Source organism: Mesorhizobium sp. WSM4830 (genome assembly GCF_055811495.1).
In genome coordinates, this window is the sequence record NZ_JBVVQI010000002.1 from 218592 (window position 1) to 236402 (window position 17811).

The window sequence follows — 17811 nt, forward strand, 5'->3', positions numbered from 1 at the left end:
GTGCCGGGATGAAGACCTTCATCGTATCTGCAGTGCACTTGATGGCTGGGCTGTTGCTGGCGGCAGTTGTTACGGTCGCAAGTGCCGCTGAGATCCCCGAAGGGGACTATTACATCGTCGCGAAGCATTCCTACAAAGCGCTCACCGCCTTTGAAGGCAGGCATGGCGACATCGTGCTTGGTCAGTCCGCTCGCAAACCCAAGGATGGTCCCGCGCAGCTGTGGACCATCACCAGGGCGACCGGGGAAACGAACGGCGCAACCTATCAAATCCGGTCTCGACGATACGGAACGTATCTCGCCGGCGGCGACGAAGACGAAAACGGGAATACGAGTGTCGTCCTCGAGGATGAGCAGTCCGCTGGAGGGTGGCGCTTCAAGCCGCATCTGAACGGCTATGGCATCGAGCTGGATGACAGCGGCACGACGCTCAACGTCAGGGCCAATGAACGTGCGGACGACGCTCGGATCATCGTCTATGATGCCAGCCTGGACGATAATGCCCAGTGGTTGCTTTATCCGGCCGGCAATGGCGACCGACCGGCAGCGGCGTCGGCAGCGGTGTCGGAATTCGACAATCTGAACAAACGCTATCGCCTTGCTCCGATGCCCGCAGCCACACCCGAAGCCAATAGGCTCAGACGCACGAAGCTGATGGACGATCAGCCAAGCGGTGTGTTCGTGAAAAAGGGAGAGGCAGTATCGGTTACGGCCGAAGGCCTGCCGCCTTCGCCCGACGGCTTGATGATCATGATCGGCCCGATGAACAGCTTCTATGACGAAAGACCCCAGGATGACCCGCAATTGGTCATTGCCAAGGAAGGGCGCACCGACTTCACGGCGAAGCGCGACGGGCTGATCTATTTCCGCTACGCCGAGAGCGGCTTCAGTGCGGCTCTGCCTCCGATCGACGTGGCAATTGCGCGTGGCGGCAGTCCGATCCCTCTCTACGTCAAGGGAAGAACAAGCTTCGAAGACTGGCAAGAAATGCTCGCTAACATACCCGGTGCGCCATTCGTCGAGATGATAAGCGAGCGTGCTGCCATTACCGCGACCCGCAAAGTCTATATGAGGGCGCCTCAGGACGACCCTGCGGAAATTCTCGACACAATCGAGCAAATTCTAGGCTGGTACGATGCGCTATCCGGCCTCGACGGTTCCTCCAAACTGCATCGGGCATCCCGTTTGCGCATGCACTATCAGCAGGACACGGTGACACCGGCGAAGGTCTTCGACGATGGCATATACATGTACGCAGGTAACTATTTCATAGGTGTCCCCGGCAGCAACATGGGTGATTTGCTGGACGTGAATAAGCTGCGGCAAGCGTGGTCGATCTGGCATGAAACCGGCCATATGTACCAGCAGCAAGATTGGACCTGGGGCGAGATCGTAGAAACCACGGTCAATATCTATTCGCTCAATGCCCAAGCACATTTTGGCCATCCGTCCCGCTTGAAAGAGCGCGACGACTCTACCGGCAAGACGCCGCTGGATCTGGCGGCGCGATATCTGGCGCGGAAGACGCGCGATTTCGACAATGAAAAACAGATGCGTGTCAACGCGGATGACGACGATGAGCTTTGGGCGCGGCTGGTCATGTTCGATCAATTGCGCCGGGGTCTCGGCGAGGATTTCTATCCGAAGCTTCACCGATATTATCGCGAGCATCCACTGGATGATGCCAATGAGCAGGATACGGTCAAGGTACAAACCTTCATCCTGCGTGCCAGCACGGTCGCAAATCAGGACCTGACCCGGTTCTTTTCTGATTGGGGGCTGCACATCGAGCAGGAAACCGCCGACAGATTGAAGCGTTTGAATCTGCCTCCAGCAGATCCTCAACTGTCGCGCGTTGCTCTGAATGTTGCATCACGAGGAAATTGAATAATGAAGCCGGCGGCGAGCGCGATGTCGGCACCTGACATGAAGCATGCGCGGGACATCATCATTGAATGAGGGACCCGAAGGAGGTGATCGTGAAACGCTATAAATCGTCGCTCGCAATGGCGATTACGGGATCTGCGCTGTTGGCATGTGCTGTGCCGGCGACAGCCCAGGGCGACCTCGGATTCGACGTCAACGTCACGCTGTCCAAAAAAGCAGCCGCCAAGCTGGCGGCTGAAAAGGAAGGGATCGTTGTCCTCGTCTCCTATTACGGTGACCCGAAGCGGAGCGCCGAGAAGCACGCCAACGAAGTCGGCCAGATCGATCTCACGCCGCAGGACGAAGAGGTCGAAATAGCGGGCACAGCGGGCCACGCCCGCATCAGCGGCACAAAGGTCGACACGAAGCGTCTCGACTGGCTTGCCGGGCCTCCCGAGGTCAACGTCAACGTTGCGTCGGCGCGCAAGAGCAGTCCGGACAATCTGCTCAGCTGCGATTTCATCGACGGTCCACTAAGCGATGTCCAAAGGAAGCCTGTGACGCTTCATTGCGGATTGATCGAAGAAAATGTGGACACGAAGTTGAGGCCATAAGGCTACAAAATCATGCCGCCTCGTTACCGGCGCCAACGCAGATTGTCGGCGGCATGACCTGCTTTACTCAAGGGAGGTGAAGATTCTCATGCGCCCATTGTTCGCAATCTGTTTCTGCCTGGCCACCATGTCCTTGTCTGCTGCCGCCCATGCCGAGCGCCGTTGTGGCTGGTACTCCAGCCCGACACCCGGCAACCTCGTCCTGACCGACAGTGACGGGGATTGGTGGATCCAGATGCAGGGACGACCGGATCCCAAAGGCATCGACAATGTGCCGGCCTTTGACGAGCGGCAATTCGTCGAGACCAATGTGCCTGGTTCGGGTCACGGCTACGGATGTGCGTGCATGAACGTCGTAACCAACGCCAAGCAGCAAAAGATCACCAGAGTGATCTCGGGCCAAATCCTTCCGCTGGTGCGCTGCCGCAACGACAGATCGCTGCCTAACCCGGGCGGGTAATTGTTAGATATCTTGTGGATGCCATGGGCGACGGCGGACGACCTAGGCATCAGCTCAAGAAAAAAGCCCGGCAAAACCGGGCTTTTTAAGGACTTCTGAACCTCATCAAAAAGTTCGAAACGGGAATTTGGTGCCCAGAAGAGGACTCGAACCTCCACTCCTTGCGGAACACGGACCTGAACCGTGCGCGTCTACCAATTCCGCCATCTGGGCTGGTGCGCGCTCATTAAGCGGGCGAGGGATAAGTGTCAACGCGCTTTTTTGAAAGCCGCGTTGCTTCTCCGGCTCAGTGCTCCAGCACTTCCTTCGACGCCACCGTGGAATCGGCGTTGAGCGTGTAGATGATCGGCACGCCGGTGCCGAGCTCGAGCTTGACGATCTCCTCGCCCGATTTGCCGTCCAGTGCCATGATCAGGGCGCGCAGCGAATTGCCGTGCGCCGCCACCAGCACGGTGCCGCCGCGCAGCACATGCGGCTGCAGATCGTGCAGGTAATAGGGCCAGACGCGCGCGCCGGTGTCCTTCAGGCTTTCCCCGCCGGGCGGCGCCACGTCGTAGGAGCGGCGCCATATATGCACCTGCTCCTCGCCCCATTTCTTGCGCGCATCATCCTTGTTGAGGCCGGAGAGATCGCCATAGTCGCGCTCGTTCAGCGCCTGGTCGCGAATGGTCTCGAGGTCGCTCTGGCCGACGGCGTCAAGAATATGCTGGCAGGTCTTCTGCGCCCGGATCAGCGACGACGTGAAGGCGATATCGAATTTCATGCCGCGCGCCCTGAGCTTGGCGCCGGCTTGCTTGGCCTCGGCATGGCCCAGTTCGGTCAGGTCGACGTCGCGCCAGCCGGTAAAAAGGTTCTTCAGGTTCCATTCGCTCTGGCCGTGGCGCACGAGCACGAGAGTTCTCGACATATTTGCTCCTTCAAATTTTGTGGATCAAATTTTGTGGATCAGCCAATTCTGTTGATCAGCCAATTCTGTTGATCAGATTGTCAGGCCGAGCACGTCCCGCATCGAATAGAGGCCCGGCTTGCGGCCGCGCGCCCACAGGGCTGCCTTGACCGCGCCGCGGGCAAAGATCGCTCGGTCCTCGGCATGATGGGCAAGCGTGATGCGCTCGCCGGTACCGGCCAGCACCACACTGTGGTCGCCGACCACCGAGCCGCCACGCAAGCTGGCGAAACCGATCGAGCCTGCCTTGCGCACGCCGGTATGGCCGTCGCGCACGCGAACATCGTTGCCGGCAAGTACTACGCCGCGCCCGGCAGCGGCGGCTTCGCCGAGCAGCAGCGCCGTGCCCGACGGCGCATCGACCTTGTGCCGGTGGTGCATTTCCAGGATCTCGATGTCGAAATCGTCGGCATCGAGCGCGCGCGCGGCTTGCTCCACCAGCACCGCCAGCAGATTGACGCCGAGGCTCATATTGCCTGACTTGACGATCGTCGCGTGGCGCGCCGCCGCCGCGATTTTCGCATCGTCTTCCGCTGAACAGCCGGTGGTGCCGATGATGTGGGCGATGCGCGCCTGCGCCGCGTAGCCGGCGAATTCGACGGTCGCCGCCGGGCTCGTGAAATCAAGCACGCCATCGGCCTTGGCGAAGGCCGGCAGCGGATCGTCGCCGATCGCCACCTCGAGCCTGCCGACGCCGGCGAGCTCGCCGGCATCCTTGCCGATATGGGGCGAACCGGCCCGCTCGATCGCGCCGGCAACGCGGGCGCCCGGTATCGTGTGGATGGCGCGGATCAGCGCCTGGCCCATGCGGCCGGCCGCGCCCACCACCACCAGGCCCATTTCCCCCGTTTCATTGATGTTGACGGTCGGCGTGTCACTCATGAATGTCTCCCGGCCGCCTTTTTCGCGCGGACATGTTGCGCCGCAGTCTGGATTGGCTTGGCGTCATCGACAAGCCCCAGCCCTTTCCTGCCCTGCACCCGGTGGAACCGCGCATAGACGCTGTGCGGGTCGGCCATCAGCGAGGCATGCGTGCCCTGTTCGACCAGCCGGCCCTGCTCCAGCACGATGATATGGTCGGCATTGACCACCGTCGACAGCCGGTGCGCGATGACGATGGTGGTGCGCCCTTCCATGACATGGGTCAGCGCTTCCTGGACGCGGGCCTCGGCCTCGTTGTCGAGCGCCGAGGTGGCTTCATCGAGCAGCAGGATCGGCGCCTGCCGAACGATAGCGCGGGCAATCGATACGCGCTGGCGCTGGCCACCCGACAGCGTCACGCCGTTCTCGCCGACGGGCGTGTCGTAGCCTTGCGGCTGCTGGCGGATGAAATCGTCTGCCGCAGCCTGTTGCGCGGCGCGTTCAATCTCGGCGTCGGTGGCGCTCAGCCGCCCGTAGCGGATGTTGTCGCGGATGGTGCCTTCGAACAGATAGGGCTGCTGCGAAACATAGGCGATCGAGCCGCGCAGCGAATGCTTCGTGATCTTTGAAATGTCCTGGCCGTCGATTTCGATGCTGCCCGACTCGACGTCGTAGAAGCGCTGCAGCAGCGCAACCAGCGTCGTCTTGCCGGCGCCCGAGGCGCCGACGATGGCGGTCACCTTGCCGGCGGCGGCGACAAAGCTCAGATCCTGGAGGACCGGCGCTTCTTCGATATAGCGGAAGGACACGTTGTTGAAGCGCACTTCGCCAGAGGTGAATTTCGCCTCGGCGGCTGCCGGCACGTCACCCTGCTGCGGCTCGAGGTCGAGAAGCTCGTAGATCATGCGCGCATTGACCAGCGACTTCTCCATGCCGACCTGCATTCGCGCCAGCCGCCTGGCGGGGTCATAGGCAAGCAGCAGGGCGGTGATGAAGGCAAACACCGCGCCCGGCGGCTGGCCGCCGACGGTGGCCCGGTAGCCGGAATAGGCGATGACGCCGGCGACGGCGAAGCCGGCCAGCATTTCGGAGATCGGCGTCAGCCGTTCCGAGACGCGGGCGATCTTGTTTGCCCGCTGCTCGGCGCCCGCGACGAGGCCGCCGATGCGGCGCGACAGCTCGTCTTCCAGGGTGAAGGCCTTGACGATGGCGATGCCCTGGGTTGCTTCCTGCATCGCACCAATCAGCCGCGAGTTGATCTGCACCGATTCACGGGTGATGCGACGCACCCGGCGCATCAGATAGGTGACACTGTAGATCAAAGGCGGGCCGATCAGCAGCGACATCGCCGAGAGCATCGGGTCCTGCCAGATCATGACGCCGACCAGCGCGACAAGCGATACGGCATCGCGCGCCAGCGATGTCAGCGTCATCGACAGGAGATCGCGGATGCCGTTGACGTTCTCGTTGATCTGCGCGGCGAGCCGGCCCGAGCGGGTGTCGTTGAAGAAGCTGACGCCGAGCTTCATCAGATGGTCGAAGATGCGGCGTTGATAGCGCGCCACCAGATTGTTGCCGATTTTGGCCAGCGTCACTGCCTGGCCGTAGCTGGCCAGCCCGCGCAGCATGAAGGCGGCCAGGATCGACACGCTGATCAGCGCGATAAGATCGCCGCGCCGTTGGTAGAAGATCTGATCGATGACATCCTTCATGATCCAGGCTGTGAAGGCGGTCGTCGCCGCGATCGTCACCAGGCACACCACGGCAAGAGCATAGTACCAGCGATAGTCGCGGCTGTTCTCGGCGATGATGCGGCGGATCACCGCCACGATCTCGCTGGGACGGACTTTCCCTTTGGTTGGTGCTGGAAGTGTCAAGTTGGAGCGCTTTGTGGTTTCGGTTCGGCCGGGCTGCAATTCGGCAACCTCTTAACGCCCCAATGGCGGCTTGCCTATGGCCGAGGACGGCGAAACTTCGTCGCGGCGCAGCTTGTGTCCTAGACCCGCCAGCGCCGCCCCGCCGTCTGCACGCCGAACAGCGACGGATTTCTGGCATAGGCGGCCAGCCCTAAAAGCGCCGCCAGCGGATGGGTGATGACATAGACCGGCATGCTGCGCATCAGGGCGCTATGCGGCGCCTTGTCCTCGAAGGCGGCGCGGAAACCGCCGGTGCGCAGTGCCGGCAGGATTTTTTGCGCGATGCCGCCGGTGAGAAACACGCCGCCGCGGCTCATGAATACCAGAGCGAGATCGCCGGCGGTGCGCCCCAGGCAGGTGACGAAGATCGACAGCGCCTCTTCGGCCACCGGATCGTTCTTTGCCAGCGCCGCGGCGGTAACATCGGCAGGCGTGGTGAAGGGCGACGGCTTGCCGTCCGCCTTGGCCACCGCCCGGTAGGCATTGACCAGGCCGCGCCCGGACAGGATCTGTTCGCCGGAGATGCGGCCCTCGAGCTTCTCGATATGCGGAAACACCTGGAAATCGCGCGGCGAGCGCGGGCCGATATCCATATGGCCGCCCTCGCCGGGTACCGGTATCCAGTGATGCAGCGCATAGACTAGCCCGGCGACGCCGAGCCCGGTTCCCGGGCCGAGCACCACCCGCCCCGAATTCGGTTCCGGCGCGTCACCGCCGATCTTCTCCATATGCTCGTCGCCGAGCGCGACGACGGCCAGCGCCTGCGCCTCGAAGTCGTTGAGCACCACGACGTCGCTGAGACCGAGACTGGCGAACATCTGTCTCGGCTTGACGATCCATGGGCAATTGGTAAGCGGGATCTCGTCGCTTTCGACAGGACCGGCTACCGCCAGCACAGCTGAATTCGGCCGGACCGACGAGCGGTCGAGCACGGCCGACTGGATCGCCTCGTCGATCGTATTGAAGTTGGCGGTCTGGACGATCGTCGGCTCGCCGGCTTCGGAATTCGCGTCAAGCACGATCGAGAAGCGCGCATTGGTGCCGCCTATGTCGCCGATCAGGATCGGAAACCGCAACAGAGTGTCGTCGTCGCTTACGCCTGGCATGCTCTCGTCCGTTCCGTTACGGCGGCCTCTCACCACCTCGTCGTTGACTAGCGCATGACCTTGCAAAGGGAAAGCAGCTTCGGCGTTCCAGGACAATCGCTTCAGGTCTGAAGCCGCCTCGCCCTGAATTGTCCAACGTTCGCGCTGCCCCTCACCTGCCTGCCGGCACCCTCTCCCGTATAGTGACGGGGAGAGGGCGCTCTCATAGGCGAATTCGCTAATCGCCGGCGTTGGAAGAAGAGCGCCGAGGCTGCGGCCAGCCCCTTTCTCCCCGTCACTATACGGGGAGAAATGCCCGGCAGGGTATTGAGGGGCGGCGCCGACCCCAACACTTGGTTGTCTCAAACATCAGTTGAGCCGAGGCGATTGCCCTAGCATCAGTGCCCCGGTCGTGGCCGCGGCAGCGGAATGCCGATCTCGGGGGTCGCCATAAAGGCGTTCGCCGAGGCCGGAAGCGCAGCCGCGCCGGCTGCGACCGTCGGCGGCGGCGAAGGCTCTGCCGCGGGAGCAGGTGCGGCCGCGATCGGCACGCCGTCGCCATAGTAGGTGACTGCTTCCGCCGAGGCCGGCGCCGGTGCGTCGAGCACGAACTGGCATTGCCTGGGCAGGTTCGCCATCGTCATCACGTCGCGTGCCTTCGGCTTGTCCGGGTTCTTGTTGGGGCGCCACGGCTCCTCGGTGAACCACCAGGCCAGCGCCTGGTCGCAGCCATCGCCCGGCGCCGTCGCTTCCTGCGCCTTGCAGTCGGGTGATCCTGCCTGGCAGCCGATGCGAATGTGGAAGTGGTAATCGTGGCCCCAGAACGGCCTGACCTTGCGCAACCAGCTGCGGTCGCCTTTGACCGTGTCGCAGAGCTTCTTCTTGATCCCTGGATTGACCAGGATGCGCTCGACTTCGGGATAGCTCGCGGCGCGCTTCAACAGCCGCGTGTGCATCGGCGTCCACAGCCCGTCCTTCACCAGATGGGTCTTTTCATCGACCATCAAGGTAGCGCTGATGTTTTCGCGCTCTTCGGTCGAAAGCTTGCGGTCGGGCATCGGCGTCAACCAGATGTCGGCGTCGAGGCCGATCTGGTGCGAGGCATGGCCGGTCAGCATCGGCCCGCCGCGCGGTTGCGAGATGTCGCCGATCAGCAGGCCCGGCCAGCCGTCGGCCGCAGCATCGCGTGATAGTTTCTCGATCAGCGCGATCATTGCCGGATGGCCCCAGCGGCGGTTGCGCGACGGTCGCATCACCTCCCAGTGCCGGCCGTCCATGGGCAGGGCGACGCCGCCGGAAAAACAGCCTTTGGAATAAAAGCCGATCGATTGCGCTGCTGCGAGTGCCGGCAGCTTTTTGGCGCCGAACAGGTCTTTTGCCCGTTGCTCGGCGCTCGCCGTCTGCGCGGCAGGCGTCAAGCCGGCGACGGCCAGTGCTGCCGTCAGCAGCAGTGTTTTTCCCCGCAAGGCTCGCGTTAACGTCTTCCCCAAGCTGGACCCCTCCGCGATTTGAACCGCACCATACCACGGCCCGCGCTACGTATCGATCACCACCGTTTCATCGGCCTGCGCGCCTCGCCGTCGCGCCAGCCGCCACTCGCCCACATGGCGTCGAGAGCCGAGCGGTAGTCGGGGAAGCGAAAGCCATAGCCGGCCGCCTTGATCGCCGCGTTGGCGACACGCTTGTTCTCGCCATAGAAGGACCGCGCCATGGGCGAAAGTTGGGCGGTCTCGAACGGAATTTCGGGCGGCGGCTCGATGCCCATCAATCGGGCGGCATAGGCGACGACGTCCTGCGGCGGCGCCGGCAGGTCGTCGGTGACGTTGAAGACGCCGCCGCGATTGCCTTCGGCGAGATGCCAGAGAGCGCCGGCAATATCGTCGCAATGGATGCGGTTGAACACCTGGCCCGGCTTGACCAGTCGCCGGGCGGTGCCGTTTTCGAGATTGACCAGGGCGTTGCGGCCCGGCCCGTAAATGCCGGAAAGCCGCAGGATCGCCACCGGCCGGTCGATGTCGTGGCCCAGTTTCAGCCAATCCTGCTCGGCGGCAACCCTCATCACTGATCGCTTCGATACTGGCCGGCATTCGGCGGCCTCGTCCACCCAATTGCCGCCATGGTCGCCATAGACGCCGACGGTGGAGAGATAGGCGATCCATTCGAGCTCCGGCATGTTGGCCGCGATCACCTCGCGAGCCGCGCCCAGGACCGGGTCGCCGGCCTCGTCCGGCGCGACCGAGACGATGAGATGGGTTATCTTCCCAAGCGCATCGCCGATTTCGGAGGTCAGCGTGCCATCGAAACGCAGCGGCACGATACCGGTTTGCCGCAGCGCCGCGAATTTGTCCAGCGACCGTGTTGTACCGAAAATCGTTGTGTCGGCGTCCTTGTTGGCTCGGGCGAAAGCCTTGCCCGAATAACCGGCGCCGAAGATGAAAATCTGCTGTTTGGTCATGTATGCGCCTCGATCGGCTTTGGCAGGGCCAGAAGCCATTCGCCTCTCACCGCCTCGTCATGTTCTGCTTGCAAAGCGGCTGCGGCACGTTCGGCAAACTCCCGACCCGGCACCAGCCGCGACAGCGCCCATACCGCAGCTCCGCGAACCAGGGGCGAGGCGTCGTCGAGCAGCGCGCGAACGGCGCCGGCCAGCGACAAGTCCTGGGAATTGCCGGCGGCGATCAGCACGTTGCGGATAAAACGGTCGCGGCCGATGCGCTTGACCGGCGAGCCCGAAAAAAGCGCGCGGAAGGCAGCGTCGTCGAGGCGCAGCAGCTCGGCGAGCGGCGGTTCGCGCAAGTCCGCGCGGGCGGCAAGCTTTGCCTCCGAAGCGGCTTGGGCGAACTTGTTCCACGGGCAGGCGGCCAGGCAGTCGTCGCAGCCATAGATACGGTTGCCGATCTTTTCCCGGAACTCATGTGGGATCGGTCCTTTGTTCTCGATGGTGAGGTATGAAATGCAGCGCCGCGCATCGAGCCGGTAAGGCGCCGGAAAGGCGTCCGTCGGGCAGGCATCGAGACAGGCGCGGCAGGAGCCGCAATGATCGTCCTCGGGCGCGTCCGGCACCAGTTCGGCCGTCGTGAAGATGGTGCCGAGGAACAGCCAGGAGCCATGCGCGCGGCTGACCAGGTTGGTGTGCTTGCCTTGCCAGCCGAGGCCGGCCGCCTCGGCCAGCGGCTTTTCCATCACCGGCGCGGTGTCGACAAACACTTTCACGTCCCCGCCGGCGCGCGCCACGATCTTGCCGGCGATCTCCTTCAGCCGGCCTTTCATCACGTCATGGTAATCGCGGTTCTGCGCATAGGCCGAGATCGCGCCGCGGTCGCGCTTCGCCAGCACCTCGCGTGGGTCGTGGTCGGGGCCGTAATTCATCGCCAGCACGATGATCGAGCGGACCTCTGGCCAAAGCGCCGTCGGTTTGCCTCGCCGCTCGAGCGTATCGGCAATCCAGCCCATCGAGCCGTGAAAGCCGTCGGCAACGAATTCGGCCAGCCGTTCCGGCGCCTGCGGAATCGCATCGGGCGTTGTCACGGCAACGGCGTCGAAGCCGGCATTCCGCGCCTCGCGGTCGATCAGCGCGCGCAGCTTTGCCGTATCAGAAATCGAGGTCCGCATAATGTGACACCGGCGACAGGCCACGCACCCGGTCGGACAGAAGCGGCCGGAACGAAGGCCGTGATTTCACCCTTGTATACCATTCGCGCGCGGCGCTGTGTTCGCGCCAGTCAATCTCGCCGAGATAGTCGAGCACCGACAGCGCCGCCGCCGCCGCGAGATCGGCATAGGTGACCTTGTTGCCGGCCAGCCAGTGACGAGTGCCGGCCAGCCAGTTGGTGTATTTCATGTGCTGGCGGATATTGGCGCGGGCGGCGCGGATCGCCGCCGAATCGGGCGAGCCGCCGCCTGCCGTTTCCGGCATGACCGGCTTCAGGACGCGCTCGCGCACCAGATGCCGGGTAACCTCGCTTTCCGCCTTGTTGAGGTACCAGTCGGTCAGCCGGCGGATTTCGGCGCGCTCCATCGGATCCTCGGCGAACAGCCGCTTGTCGCGCTTGAGTACGCCGCGCGTCTCGTCGAGATATTCGGCAATGACTACTGCGCCGACGATCGGCACGTCGCCTTCGGCAAGCAGGATCGGCAACGTGCCGGCCGGGTTCAGCGCCAGGAACTCCTTGCGCCGCGTCCACGGCTTCTCTTCGATCAGCGCCAGTTCCTCGCCATACTCGCCAAAGGCGAGGCGGACGAAGCGGCAGCTGGCGAACATCGGATGGTGGAAAAGCGTCAGCATGGTCCCGCGATAATAGAGCGCACTGGCAAATCGCCGGCTGCGCCGGTAAGTCTTGGCCGCCCGATTCAGGGGCTGTCAGGGTGCTGCGACCTATAGGGGGAGTTCCGCGCCGTGACAAGCAAGCCGTTTTCTCAAGCCTTCCCCCCAACGCCGAGGTTGCCATGGAAAGCCAAACCGTCGTCGAAGCGCTGCTGCTCGGCATGCTCGAGGGCCTGACCGAGTTTATTCCGGTGTCTTCGACCGGTCATATCCTGCTCGCCGGCCATTTCCTCGGCTTTCATTCGACCGGAAAGGCCTTCGAAATCCTGATCCAGCTCGGCGCCATATTGGCGATCCTCAGCGTCTACTTCCGCCGTCTCTGGAAGATGCTGCTCGAGCTGCCCTACGACCGGCTGACGCGGCATTTCGTCCTTGGCATCCTCATCGCATTCCTGCCGGCGGCAATCATAGGCGCGCTGGCGCATGATTTCATCAAGACGGTGCTGTTCGAATCGCCGCGGCTGATCTGTATCATGCTGATCATCGGCGGTGTCATCCTGCTGCTGGTCGATCGCATGAAGCCGAAGCCGTATTATCACGATGTCGAGCGGTTTCCGACCAGGCTTTATCTGCAGATCGGGCTGTTTCAGTGCTTGTCGCTGATCCCCGGCACGTCGCGCTCGGGCTCGACGATCGTCGGCGCGCTGCTGCTCGGCGTCGACAAGCGGGCGGCGGCGGAATTCTCCTTCTTCCTTGCCATCCCGACGATGGTCGGCGCCTTCGCCTTCGACCTGTTCAAGAACCGCAATGTACTGAGCAGCGCCGACCTGCCCATCATCGTCGTCGGCTTCGTCGCCGCCTTCGTCACGGCATTGATCGTCGTGCGCTTCCTGCTCGACTACGTCTCGCGCCATGGCTACGCGCTGTTCGGCTGGTGGCGGCTGGTCGTCGGCATCGTGGGCTTGGCGGGGCTGGCCATCTGGGGGTGAGCCGGCGCGGATAGCGCAATCCCAGCCGGAACTCTATTCTTGCCCCACGCCGAGCCATACGATCTTGTCGACGTATGGTTGGAGGGGGAAATGCATGAGCGAAGTTCTTGACGCCCTCGTTATTGGCGCCGGTCCGGCGGGGCTCGGCGTCAGCTACTTCTTGAAACGGCAGGGCCGCGACCACCGCGTGCTCGATCGAGGCCGAATCGGCGAGACGTGGCGAACGCAGCGGTGGAACTCGTTTCGTCTGAATTCGCCGACCATTCGCTCCATCTTACCCGGTGATTCCTACGAGGGACCCGAGCCGTGGGGCGCGATAACCCACCACGAGTTCGTCGCATACCTCGAAGGCTATGCCGAGCGGCACCGCCTGCCGGTAAGCACCCAGACTCCGGTGCAAGAGCTGACGAGAGACGATGGAATCTTTCGCATCACCACGACGGACGGGGCATTTCTGGCGCGCAATGTGGTGGTCGCTACTGGCGACCAGAACCGGCAGGTCCGGCCACCAGGGTCGATTGACCTGCCAACCGCAGTTCGCCAAGTCGATTCCTCGGCTTATCGCAACCCGGCCGAGTTCGAGAATGGCGCGGTGCTGGTGGTCGGCAGCGGCCAGTCGGGCGGCCAGATCGCCGAGGATCTGGCGCTGGCCGGACGTGTGGTCTTTTTGGCGACCAGCCGCAACGGCCGTTGGGTGCGGCGCTACCGCGGGGGCAACATACTTAGATGGTTGACGCTGTCCGGTTTTCTCGACGTTCCGCGCAAGGAACTCGTCCTCCCCTCCGGCAAGCTGCAGGCCCGCGCGCTGGTCGGCGCGACCCATACGATCAGCCTGCAATCGCTGAGTGCACAGGGCATGGTGCTGCTCGGCCGCTTCAGGGGCGTGGAGAACGGCAACCTCGTCTTCGGCGACGAACTCGACGACCATATGCGATTTGCCGACGAGGTTTCGGCGAATGCCAAGCGCCTGGTTGACGAGTACATCGAGCGCACCGGCCTCGATGCGCCACCGGCAGAGGACGATCCGGGTGAGATGATTGAACCGCGCTTGCCCGATCAGCCGATCCGCTCCCTCGACTGGACGGCGAGCGGCGTCAGGTCGGTGATCTGGTGCACGGGCTTCACCGGCGATTTCTCGTGGGCCCGGCTTCCAGGCGCGCTCGATGCAGCCGGCCAGCCCGTCCATGAGGATGGCGTCGGCGCTGTTCCAGGTCTCTTTTTCGCTGGCCTCGATTTCGGATCGACGCGGAAGTCTGGCACCATACCGGCCATTCCAGAGGAGGCGGCCGGCGTCGTGGAGCGGCTTGTCCAAGGCGGGAGCCGACTTCCACGGAACGACGCCTAACCGATCCGTGGGGCGCTGGTTCTTGAACGTGCACAAGAACATGACCGATCTTGGTGCGAAGGCGATGCGGCGCTCCGATTCGCGGCCGACTGCATCCATTGCCTCCATCAGCATGCGGCGTGTCTTGACCTCGGCTGGTCGTCGTCGTGCTGACGGCACTGGCCATATGGGATGAGCCGGCGCAGTCGTTCGGAATGGTCGCCCTGCAGACGCCAAAGGAGGTGCGTCAAGGCGCGCGATCGGTCAGCGCGCTAGCACCTTCCTCAGCGGCGCAATGTGCGCAGCAGTAGATGATGTCATCTTGTTCGACGCCATGTCCGATGATCCGGCATCCGCAGTGCGGACACGTCGGAGCAAGTTTCTGGACCGCGCATTCGAAGCTGTCGAATGTGTAGGTCTCCTCGGCCATCGTCACCTTGAAAGCCTTATCGTAGTCATTCCCGCATTGATCGCATCTGGCCATAGTTCTTTTCCTTCTTTCATTGGCTCAAGCTCGACCAACCTGTCGCGCGGCGATAGGTTCCCGCCAGGATCAGGGGGCCGTCCTATGGAGACGAGCGCGAGCCTACGCCACGGCGCTGTTCGATCGCGCGGATCACCTCGTCGATATCCCGCGGCTCGATGTCGAGTTCCTTCAGGCCCGGCGCGTCGATTGCTGCCACATTGTCCTGACGCATAAGATCGATCTGGTTGCGCGTTATGGGGGCGGCCGGGAGGAGTTCCGCCACGCCAGCCAAGGCGTTCCATACCGCAAACGGCACCGGCATCAGCTTGACATGCGTATCGAGCTGTCGGGCGATCTCCCGAAGCAGTTCCTTATAGGTATAGATACGCGGGCCACCGAATTCGAATATGGATGAACCCTTGTGGCTTCGCCCGTCTATCAGCCGGCTCACTGCTTCTGCGACGTCTGCCACATAGACCGGCTGAAGCCGTGTGCCACCGTCGCCGAACAGCGGATAGACCGGCAGGAGGCGTATCATCCTCACAATGGTCGTGAGGAAAGCGTCGTCAGGTCCTGTCATGACGGCGGGACGCACAATGAAAGCGCCGGGAAATGCGCTTTCCACGGCAACTTCTCCGCGCCCACGTGCCCTTATGTAATTCGAATCCGATTGAGGATCGGAGCCGATCCCTGAAATCTGGACGAACTGGTCGACCTCGCCGTTGCGCGACGCGGTAGCGAGATCGGCCGCGGCTTTCACATGGACGCGTTCAAAGGTCTGGACGCCCTGCTCGACGTAAAGACTGACGGCATTCACGATCACCTGTGATCCGGTAATCGCCGACCCGATCGAGGACGCATCCAATATATCCGCCTCGACTGCTTCGGGCATCCTTGTAATCGGGGAAAAGACCAGCGCCACGCGAGCCGGATGGCGAGATACGGCACGGACCGTGAAACCCCTTTCCAGGAGCCGCTTCACGATCCTTCGCCCGAGAAAGCCGGTTCCGCCGAACACGGTGACGATCCGTTCCGGGTTGAGATCGTCAGGATCCATTTGCCTCGCCATCCCTTGTCCTCGCATAGCTGCCACGAGGACTGCCCTGGCCGGCATTTGAACCAGCCTGTCGAACATCAGGACGATTGGAGAACAACGCCGGAACGCTTTTGTTCCAGTCAGGTAGACAAACTGAACAATTGAGCGAACGCAGGTGAGCGCCGGCACATGATCGAGGCTGCCGACGAAAAACCCCGAATGCCTCCCACCGGACGTCCGCTTTTGCGCGGCGCATCGAAGGTCAGCAAATGGCGCGGCTTCCTTGTTCCCATCGACGAGACGACAGGCAACATAATCTGAACCGGAGATCGCAGCAGAACCGCCCCCACTTCGGGAATAGCCTAGCTCCGCCCGTAGAAAACGTTCTCGACATGCACCGGCCAGTGCCACGGCAGTACCGCCACCATGTCGAAGCGCACCGATAATTTTCCGTAGTCGGATTGGCGCGACAGCCACAAATCGGCGGCACCTTCGATGCGGCGCTCCGATTCACGGCCGACTGCTTCCATTGCCTCCATCAGCGTGCGGCGCGCCTTGACCTCGACGATCAGCACCAGATCGCCACGCCGCGCGATCAGGTCGATCTCGCCGAACCTGGTGCGGTGGCGGCGGGCCAAAATCCGATAGCCTTTCAGCATCAGCGCCGCCGCCGCCAGCCATTCGCCGTGATGGCCGCGCCGGTAGGCCTTTTGCCGGCTGGCGCTCGGCCGTTCAGCCATCGCTGTCTCCGCCGGCCACGTCTCTTCCGGCATTCTTGAGGTCGAGCAGCCGCCGATAGAGCGCCTGCTTCTGGCCACCCGTCATCTTGGCGGCTTCCGCCGCCGCCTTGGAGGCCGGCATCTCGGCGGCGAGCGAAAGCAGAAGCCGGTCGATGTCTTCAGGCTCATCAGCGACCGCATCGGCCGGGCCGACGCAGATAACGATTTCGCCTTTCGGCGTGTCTGCTGCGGCGTAGTGGCTGGCAAGCGACCGCAGGGTGCCGGTCCGCATCTCCTCGAAAGTCTTGGTCAGCTCGCGGCCGATCGCCGCCTTGCGGACACCGCCCAGTGCCTCGACCATGGCATTGAGCGTCTCTGCCAGCCGGCGCGGGGATTCGAAGAAGATCAACGTTGCAGGCACCGCCTTCAACGCTTCCAGCCGCGTCAGCCGCTGCCCGGTCTTCACCGGCAGGAAGCCGGCAAACAGAAAGGCATCCGAAGGCAGGCCGGATGCCGTCAAAGCGGCAAGTGCTGCTGATGGGCCGGGGATCGGCACGACACGAATGCCGCGTTCCAGCGCCTCGCCGACCAGCCGGTAGCCGGGGTCGGAGATGAGCGGCGTGCCGGCATCCGAGATCAGCGCCACGCTCTGCCCGGCCAGGAGTGCTGCGATCAGCTTCGGCCCGGCCTCGCCGGCATTGTGCTCGTGGTAGGCGGTGGTGCGGCGGCGGATGCCGTAGCGGTCGAGCAGCACGCGCGAAACACGTGTGTCCTCGCAGGCGACGATATCGGCGGCGGCGAGCGTTTCCAGTGCGCGAAGTGTGATGTCGGCAAGATTGCCGATCGGCGTGGCCACCAGATAGAGCGCCGGCTCGAGCGGCCGGGCGGCAATCTCGGTCTGCCCGACCACATAACTGCGTTTGGCCAATTCGCCGGTCACCTGCACAACTCCGTTCGACCCTGTTTGGCACAGCTCACGCTTGGTTGCAAAAGTCTGGGTTGCAACGGCCGGGGTTCCAAAAGGGATGCCGATGTGAACCGGCCGCCATGCCTTCGCCATAGTAGGGAACGAAACCGTTGCCGGCGAATTTTACCCCTGATCTCGGGAGGAGCAGGATGGACAGCCTGACGATACAGGACGTTTTCGAACCCTACTATGCCGGCCGCAAGCGCTTCGCCGCGCCATGCGACAAGGACCGGCCTGCCGAAGCCGCAGATGGCAGAACCAAGAAGCCGCTTGCACGCCAGAGATCGGCCGAGAGCAAA

Annotated in this window: 17 protein-coding genes and 1 tRNA gene; 5 read left to right on the forward strand and 13 right to left on the reverse strand. The window is 63.1% G+C overall.

The window, feature by feature from the left end:
* The first annotated feature begins 8 nt into the window (after positions 1 to 8).
* The 3 genes from AC0L2Y_RS03890 (at position 9) to AC0L2Y_RS03900 (ending at position 2939) form a co-directional block, all read left to right on the forward strand.
* Positions 9 to 1886 carry a M60 family metallopeptidase gene (locus AC0L2Y_RS03890; RefSeq protein ID WP_473553958.1) on the forward strand — a complete coding sequence of 626 codons (1878 nt, stop codon included), beginning with the start codon at positions 9 to 11 and terminating at the stop codon, positions 1884 to 1886.
* Positions 1887 to 1978: 92 nt separating this feature from the next.
* Positions 1979 to 2479: a hypothetical protein gene (locus tag AC0L2Y_RS03895; protein ID WP_473553960.1), complete on the forward strand. Its 501-nt coding sequence runs from the start codon at positions 1979 to 1981 to the stop codon at positions 2477 to 2479.
* Between the two features lie 88 nt (positions 2480 to 2567).
* Entirely contained in the window at positions 2568 to 2939 is a 372-nt protein-coding gene (locus AC0L2Y_RS03900; protein ID WP_473553961.1) for a DUF4087 domain-containing protein, read from the forward strand.
* Positions 2940 to 3067: 128 nt separating this feature from the next.
* On the opposite strand, the gene AC0L2Y_RS03905 is transcribed toward AC0L2Y_RS03900, so the two are convergent.
* The 9 genes from AC0L2Y_RS03905 to AC0L2Y_RS03945 form a co-directional block, all read right to left on the reverse strand.
* Positions 3068 to 3152, reverse strand: a tRNA-Leu gene (locus AC0L2Y_RS03905).
* 73 nt (positions 3153 to 3225) lie between these two features.
* A complete protein-coding gene (locus AC0L2Y_RS03910; protein WP_352491217.1) occupies positions 3226 to 3846 on the reverse strand; it encodes a 2,3-bisphosphoglycerate-dependent phosphoglycerate mutase in 621 nt (206 codons plus the stop codon).
* 72 nt (positions 3847 to 3918) lie between these two features.
* Positions 3919 to 4743, reverse strand: a complete 825-nt coding sequence (gene dapB / locus AC0L2Y_RS03915) for a 4-hydroxy-tetrahydrodipicolinate reductase (protein ID WP_473554193.1) — start codon at positions 4741 to 4743, stop codon at positions 3919 to 3921.
* 20 nt (positions 4744 to 4763) lie between these two features.
* Positions 4764 to 6623: an ABC transporter ATP-binding protein gene (locus AC0L2Y_RS03920; RefSeq protein WP_473553963.1), complete on the reverse strand. Its 1860-nt coding sequence runs from the start codon at positions 6621 to 6623 to the stop codon at positions 4764 to 4766.
* A gap of 119 nt (positions 6624 to 6742) precedes the next feature.
* Positions 6743 to 7768 carry a glucokinase gene (locus tag AC0L2Y_RS03925; RefSeq protein WP_473553965.1) on the reverse strand — a complete coding sequence of 342 codons (1026 nt, stop codon included), beginning with the start codon at positions 7766 to 7768 and terminating at the stop codon, positions 6743 to 6745.
* A gap of 377 nt (positions 7769 to 8145) precedes the next feature.
* On the reverse strand, positions 8146 to 9237 hold the full coding sequence (mepA, locus tag AC0L2Y_RS03930) for a penicillin-insensitive murein endopeptidase (protein WP_352491214.1): 1092 nt from the start codon (positions 9235 to 9237) through the stop codon (positions 8146 to 8148).
* A 56-nt stretch (positions 9238 to 9293) separates the two neighbouring features.
* Positions 9294 to 10202, reverse strand: a complete 909-nt coding sequence (locus tag AC0L2Y_RS03935; protein WP_473553966.1) for an SDR family oxidoreductase — start codon at positions 10200 to 10202, stop codon at positions 9294 to 9296.
* Entirely contained in the window at positions 10199 to 11359 is a 1161-nt protein-coding gene (queG, locus tag AC0L2Y_RS03940) for a tRNA epoxyqueuosine(34) reductase QueG (RefSeq protein WP_473553968.1), read from the reverse strand. The genes AC0L2Y_RS03935 and queG overlap by 4 nt, the downstream gene beginning before the upstream one ends.
* Positions 11340 to 12032, reverse strand: coding sequence for a glutathione S-transferase family protein (locus AC0L2Y_RS03945; protein WP_023678968.1), 693 nt, complete (start codon positions 12030 to 12032; stop codon positions 11340 to 11342). Before AC0L2Y_RS03945 ends, queG begins: the two co-directional genes overlap by 20 nt.
* Before the next feature lie 161 nt (positions 12033 to 12193).
* On the opposite strand from AC0L2Y_RS03945, the gene AC0L2Y_RS03950 reads away from it, so the two are divergent.
* On the forward strand, positions 12194 to 13000 hold the full coding sequence (locus AC0L2Y_RS03950; RefSeq protein ID WP_473553970.1) for an undecaprenyl-diphosphate phosphatase: 807 nt from the start codon (positions 12194 to 12196) through the stop codon (positions 12998 to 13000).
* Positions 13001 to 13094: 94 nt separating this feature from the next.
* Positions 13095 to 14345, forward strand: a complete 1251-nt coding sequence (locus tag AC0L2Y_RS03955; protein ID WP_473553971.1) for a flavin-containing monooxygenase — start codon at positions 13095 to 13097, stop codon at positions 14343 to 14345.
* Between the two features lie 226 nt (positions 14346 to 14571).
* Here the strand turns inward: AC0L2Y_RS03955 and AC0L2Y_RS03960 are convergent, their stop codons facing one another.
* The 4 genes from AC0L2Y_RS03960 to rsmI all read right to left on the reverse strand — a co-directional run bounded on the left by AC0L2Y_RS03960 (position 14572) and on the right by rsmI (position 17485).
* Positions 14572 to 14808 carry a hypothetical protein gene (locus tag AC0L2Y_RS03960; RefSeq protein WP_023718829.1) on the reverse strand — a complete coding sequence of 79 codons (237 nt, stop codon included), beginning with the start codon at positions 14806 to 14808 and terminating at the stop codon, positions 14572 to 14574.
* A gap of 82 nt (positions 14809 to 14890) precedes the next feature.
* Complete coding sequence (locus tag AC0L2Y_RS03965; RefSeq protein WP_473553972.1) at positions 14891 to 16237, reverse strand: complex I NDUFA9 subunit family protein; 1347 nt, start codon at positions 16235 to 16237, stop codon at positions 14891 to 14893.
* The gene (locus tag AC0L2Y_RS03970; protein WP_352491207.1) at positions 16189 to 16566 is read right to left on the reverse strand and encodes a YraN family protein; all 378 of its coding nucleotides are present in this window, start codon (positions 16564 to 16566) and stop codon (positions 16189 to 16191) included. Before AC0L2Y_RS03970 ends, AC0L2Y_RS03965 begins: the two co-directional genes overlap by 49 nt.
* Positions 16559 to 17485 carry a 16S rRNA (cytidine(1402)-2'-O)-methyltransferase gene (gene rsmI / locus AC0L2Y_RS03975; RefSeq protein ID WP_473553974.1) on the reverse strand — a complete coding sequence of 309 codons (927 nt, stop codon included), beginning with the start codon at positions 17483 to 17485 and terminating at the stop codon, positions 16559 to 16561. The genes AC0L2Y_RS03970 and rsmI overlap by 8 nt, the downstream gene beginning before the upstream one ends.
* Positions 17486 to 17811: the final 326 nt, after the last annotated feature.

What these genes read in the sequence shown, in the direction of transcription:
- AC0L2Y_RS03890 (WP_473553958.1), top strand. Translation starts at nt 9, where the DNA reads ATGAAGACCTTCATCGTATCTGCAGTGCACTTGATGGCTGGGCTGTTG.
- AC0L2Y_RS03900 (WP_473553961.1), top strand. Translation starts at nt 2,568, where the DNA reads ATGCGCCCATTGTTCGCAATCTGTTTCTGCCTGGCCACCATGTCCTTG.
- AC0L2Y_RS03910 (WP_352491217.1), bottom strand. Translation starts at nt 3,846, where the DNA reads ATGTCGAGAACTCTCGTGCTCGTGCGCCACGGCCAGAGCGAATGGAAC.
- AC0L2Y_RS03925 (WP_473553965.1), bottom strand. Translation starts at nt 7,768, where the DNA reads ATGCCAGGCGTAAGCGACGACGACACTCTGTTGCGGTTTCCGATCCTG.
- AC0L2Y_RS03935 (WP_473553966.1), bottom strand. Translation starts at nt 10,202, where the DNA reads ATGACCAAACAGCAGATTTTCATCTTCGGCGCCGGTTATTCGGGCAAG.
- queG (WP_473553968.1), bottom strand. Translation starts at nt 11,359, where the DNA reads ATGCGGACCTCGATTTCTGATACGGCAAAGCTGCGCGCGCTGATCGAC.
- AC0L2Y_RS03945 (WP_023678968.1), bottom strand. Translation starts at nt 12,032, where the DNA reads ATGCTGACGCTTTTCCACCATCCGATGTTCGCCAGCTGCCGCTTCGTC.
- AC0L2Y_RS03950 (WP_473553970.1), top strand. Translation starts at nt 12,194, where the DNA reads ATGGAAAGCCAAACCGTCGTCGAAGCGCTGCTGCTCGGCATGCTCGAG.
- AC0L2Y_RS03955 (WP_473553971.1), top strand. Translation starts at nt 13,095, where the DNA reads ATGAGCGAAGTTCTTGACGCCCTCGTTATTGGCGCCGGTCCGGCGGGG.
- AC0L2Y_RS03960 (WP_023718829.1), bottom strand. Translation starts at nt 14,808, where the DNA reads ATGGCCAGATGCGATCAATGCGGGAATGACTACGATAAGGCTTTCAAG.
- AC0L2Y_RS03970 (WP_352491207.1), bottom strand. Translation starts at nt 16,566, where the DNA reads ATGGCTGAACGGCCGAGCGCCAGCCGGCAAAAGGCCTACCGGCGCGGC.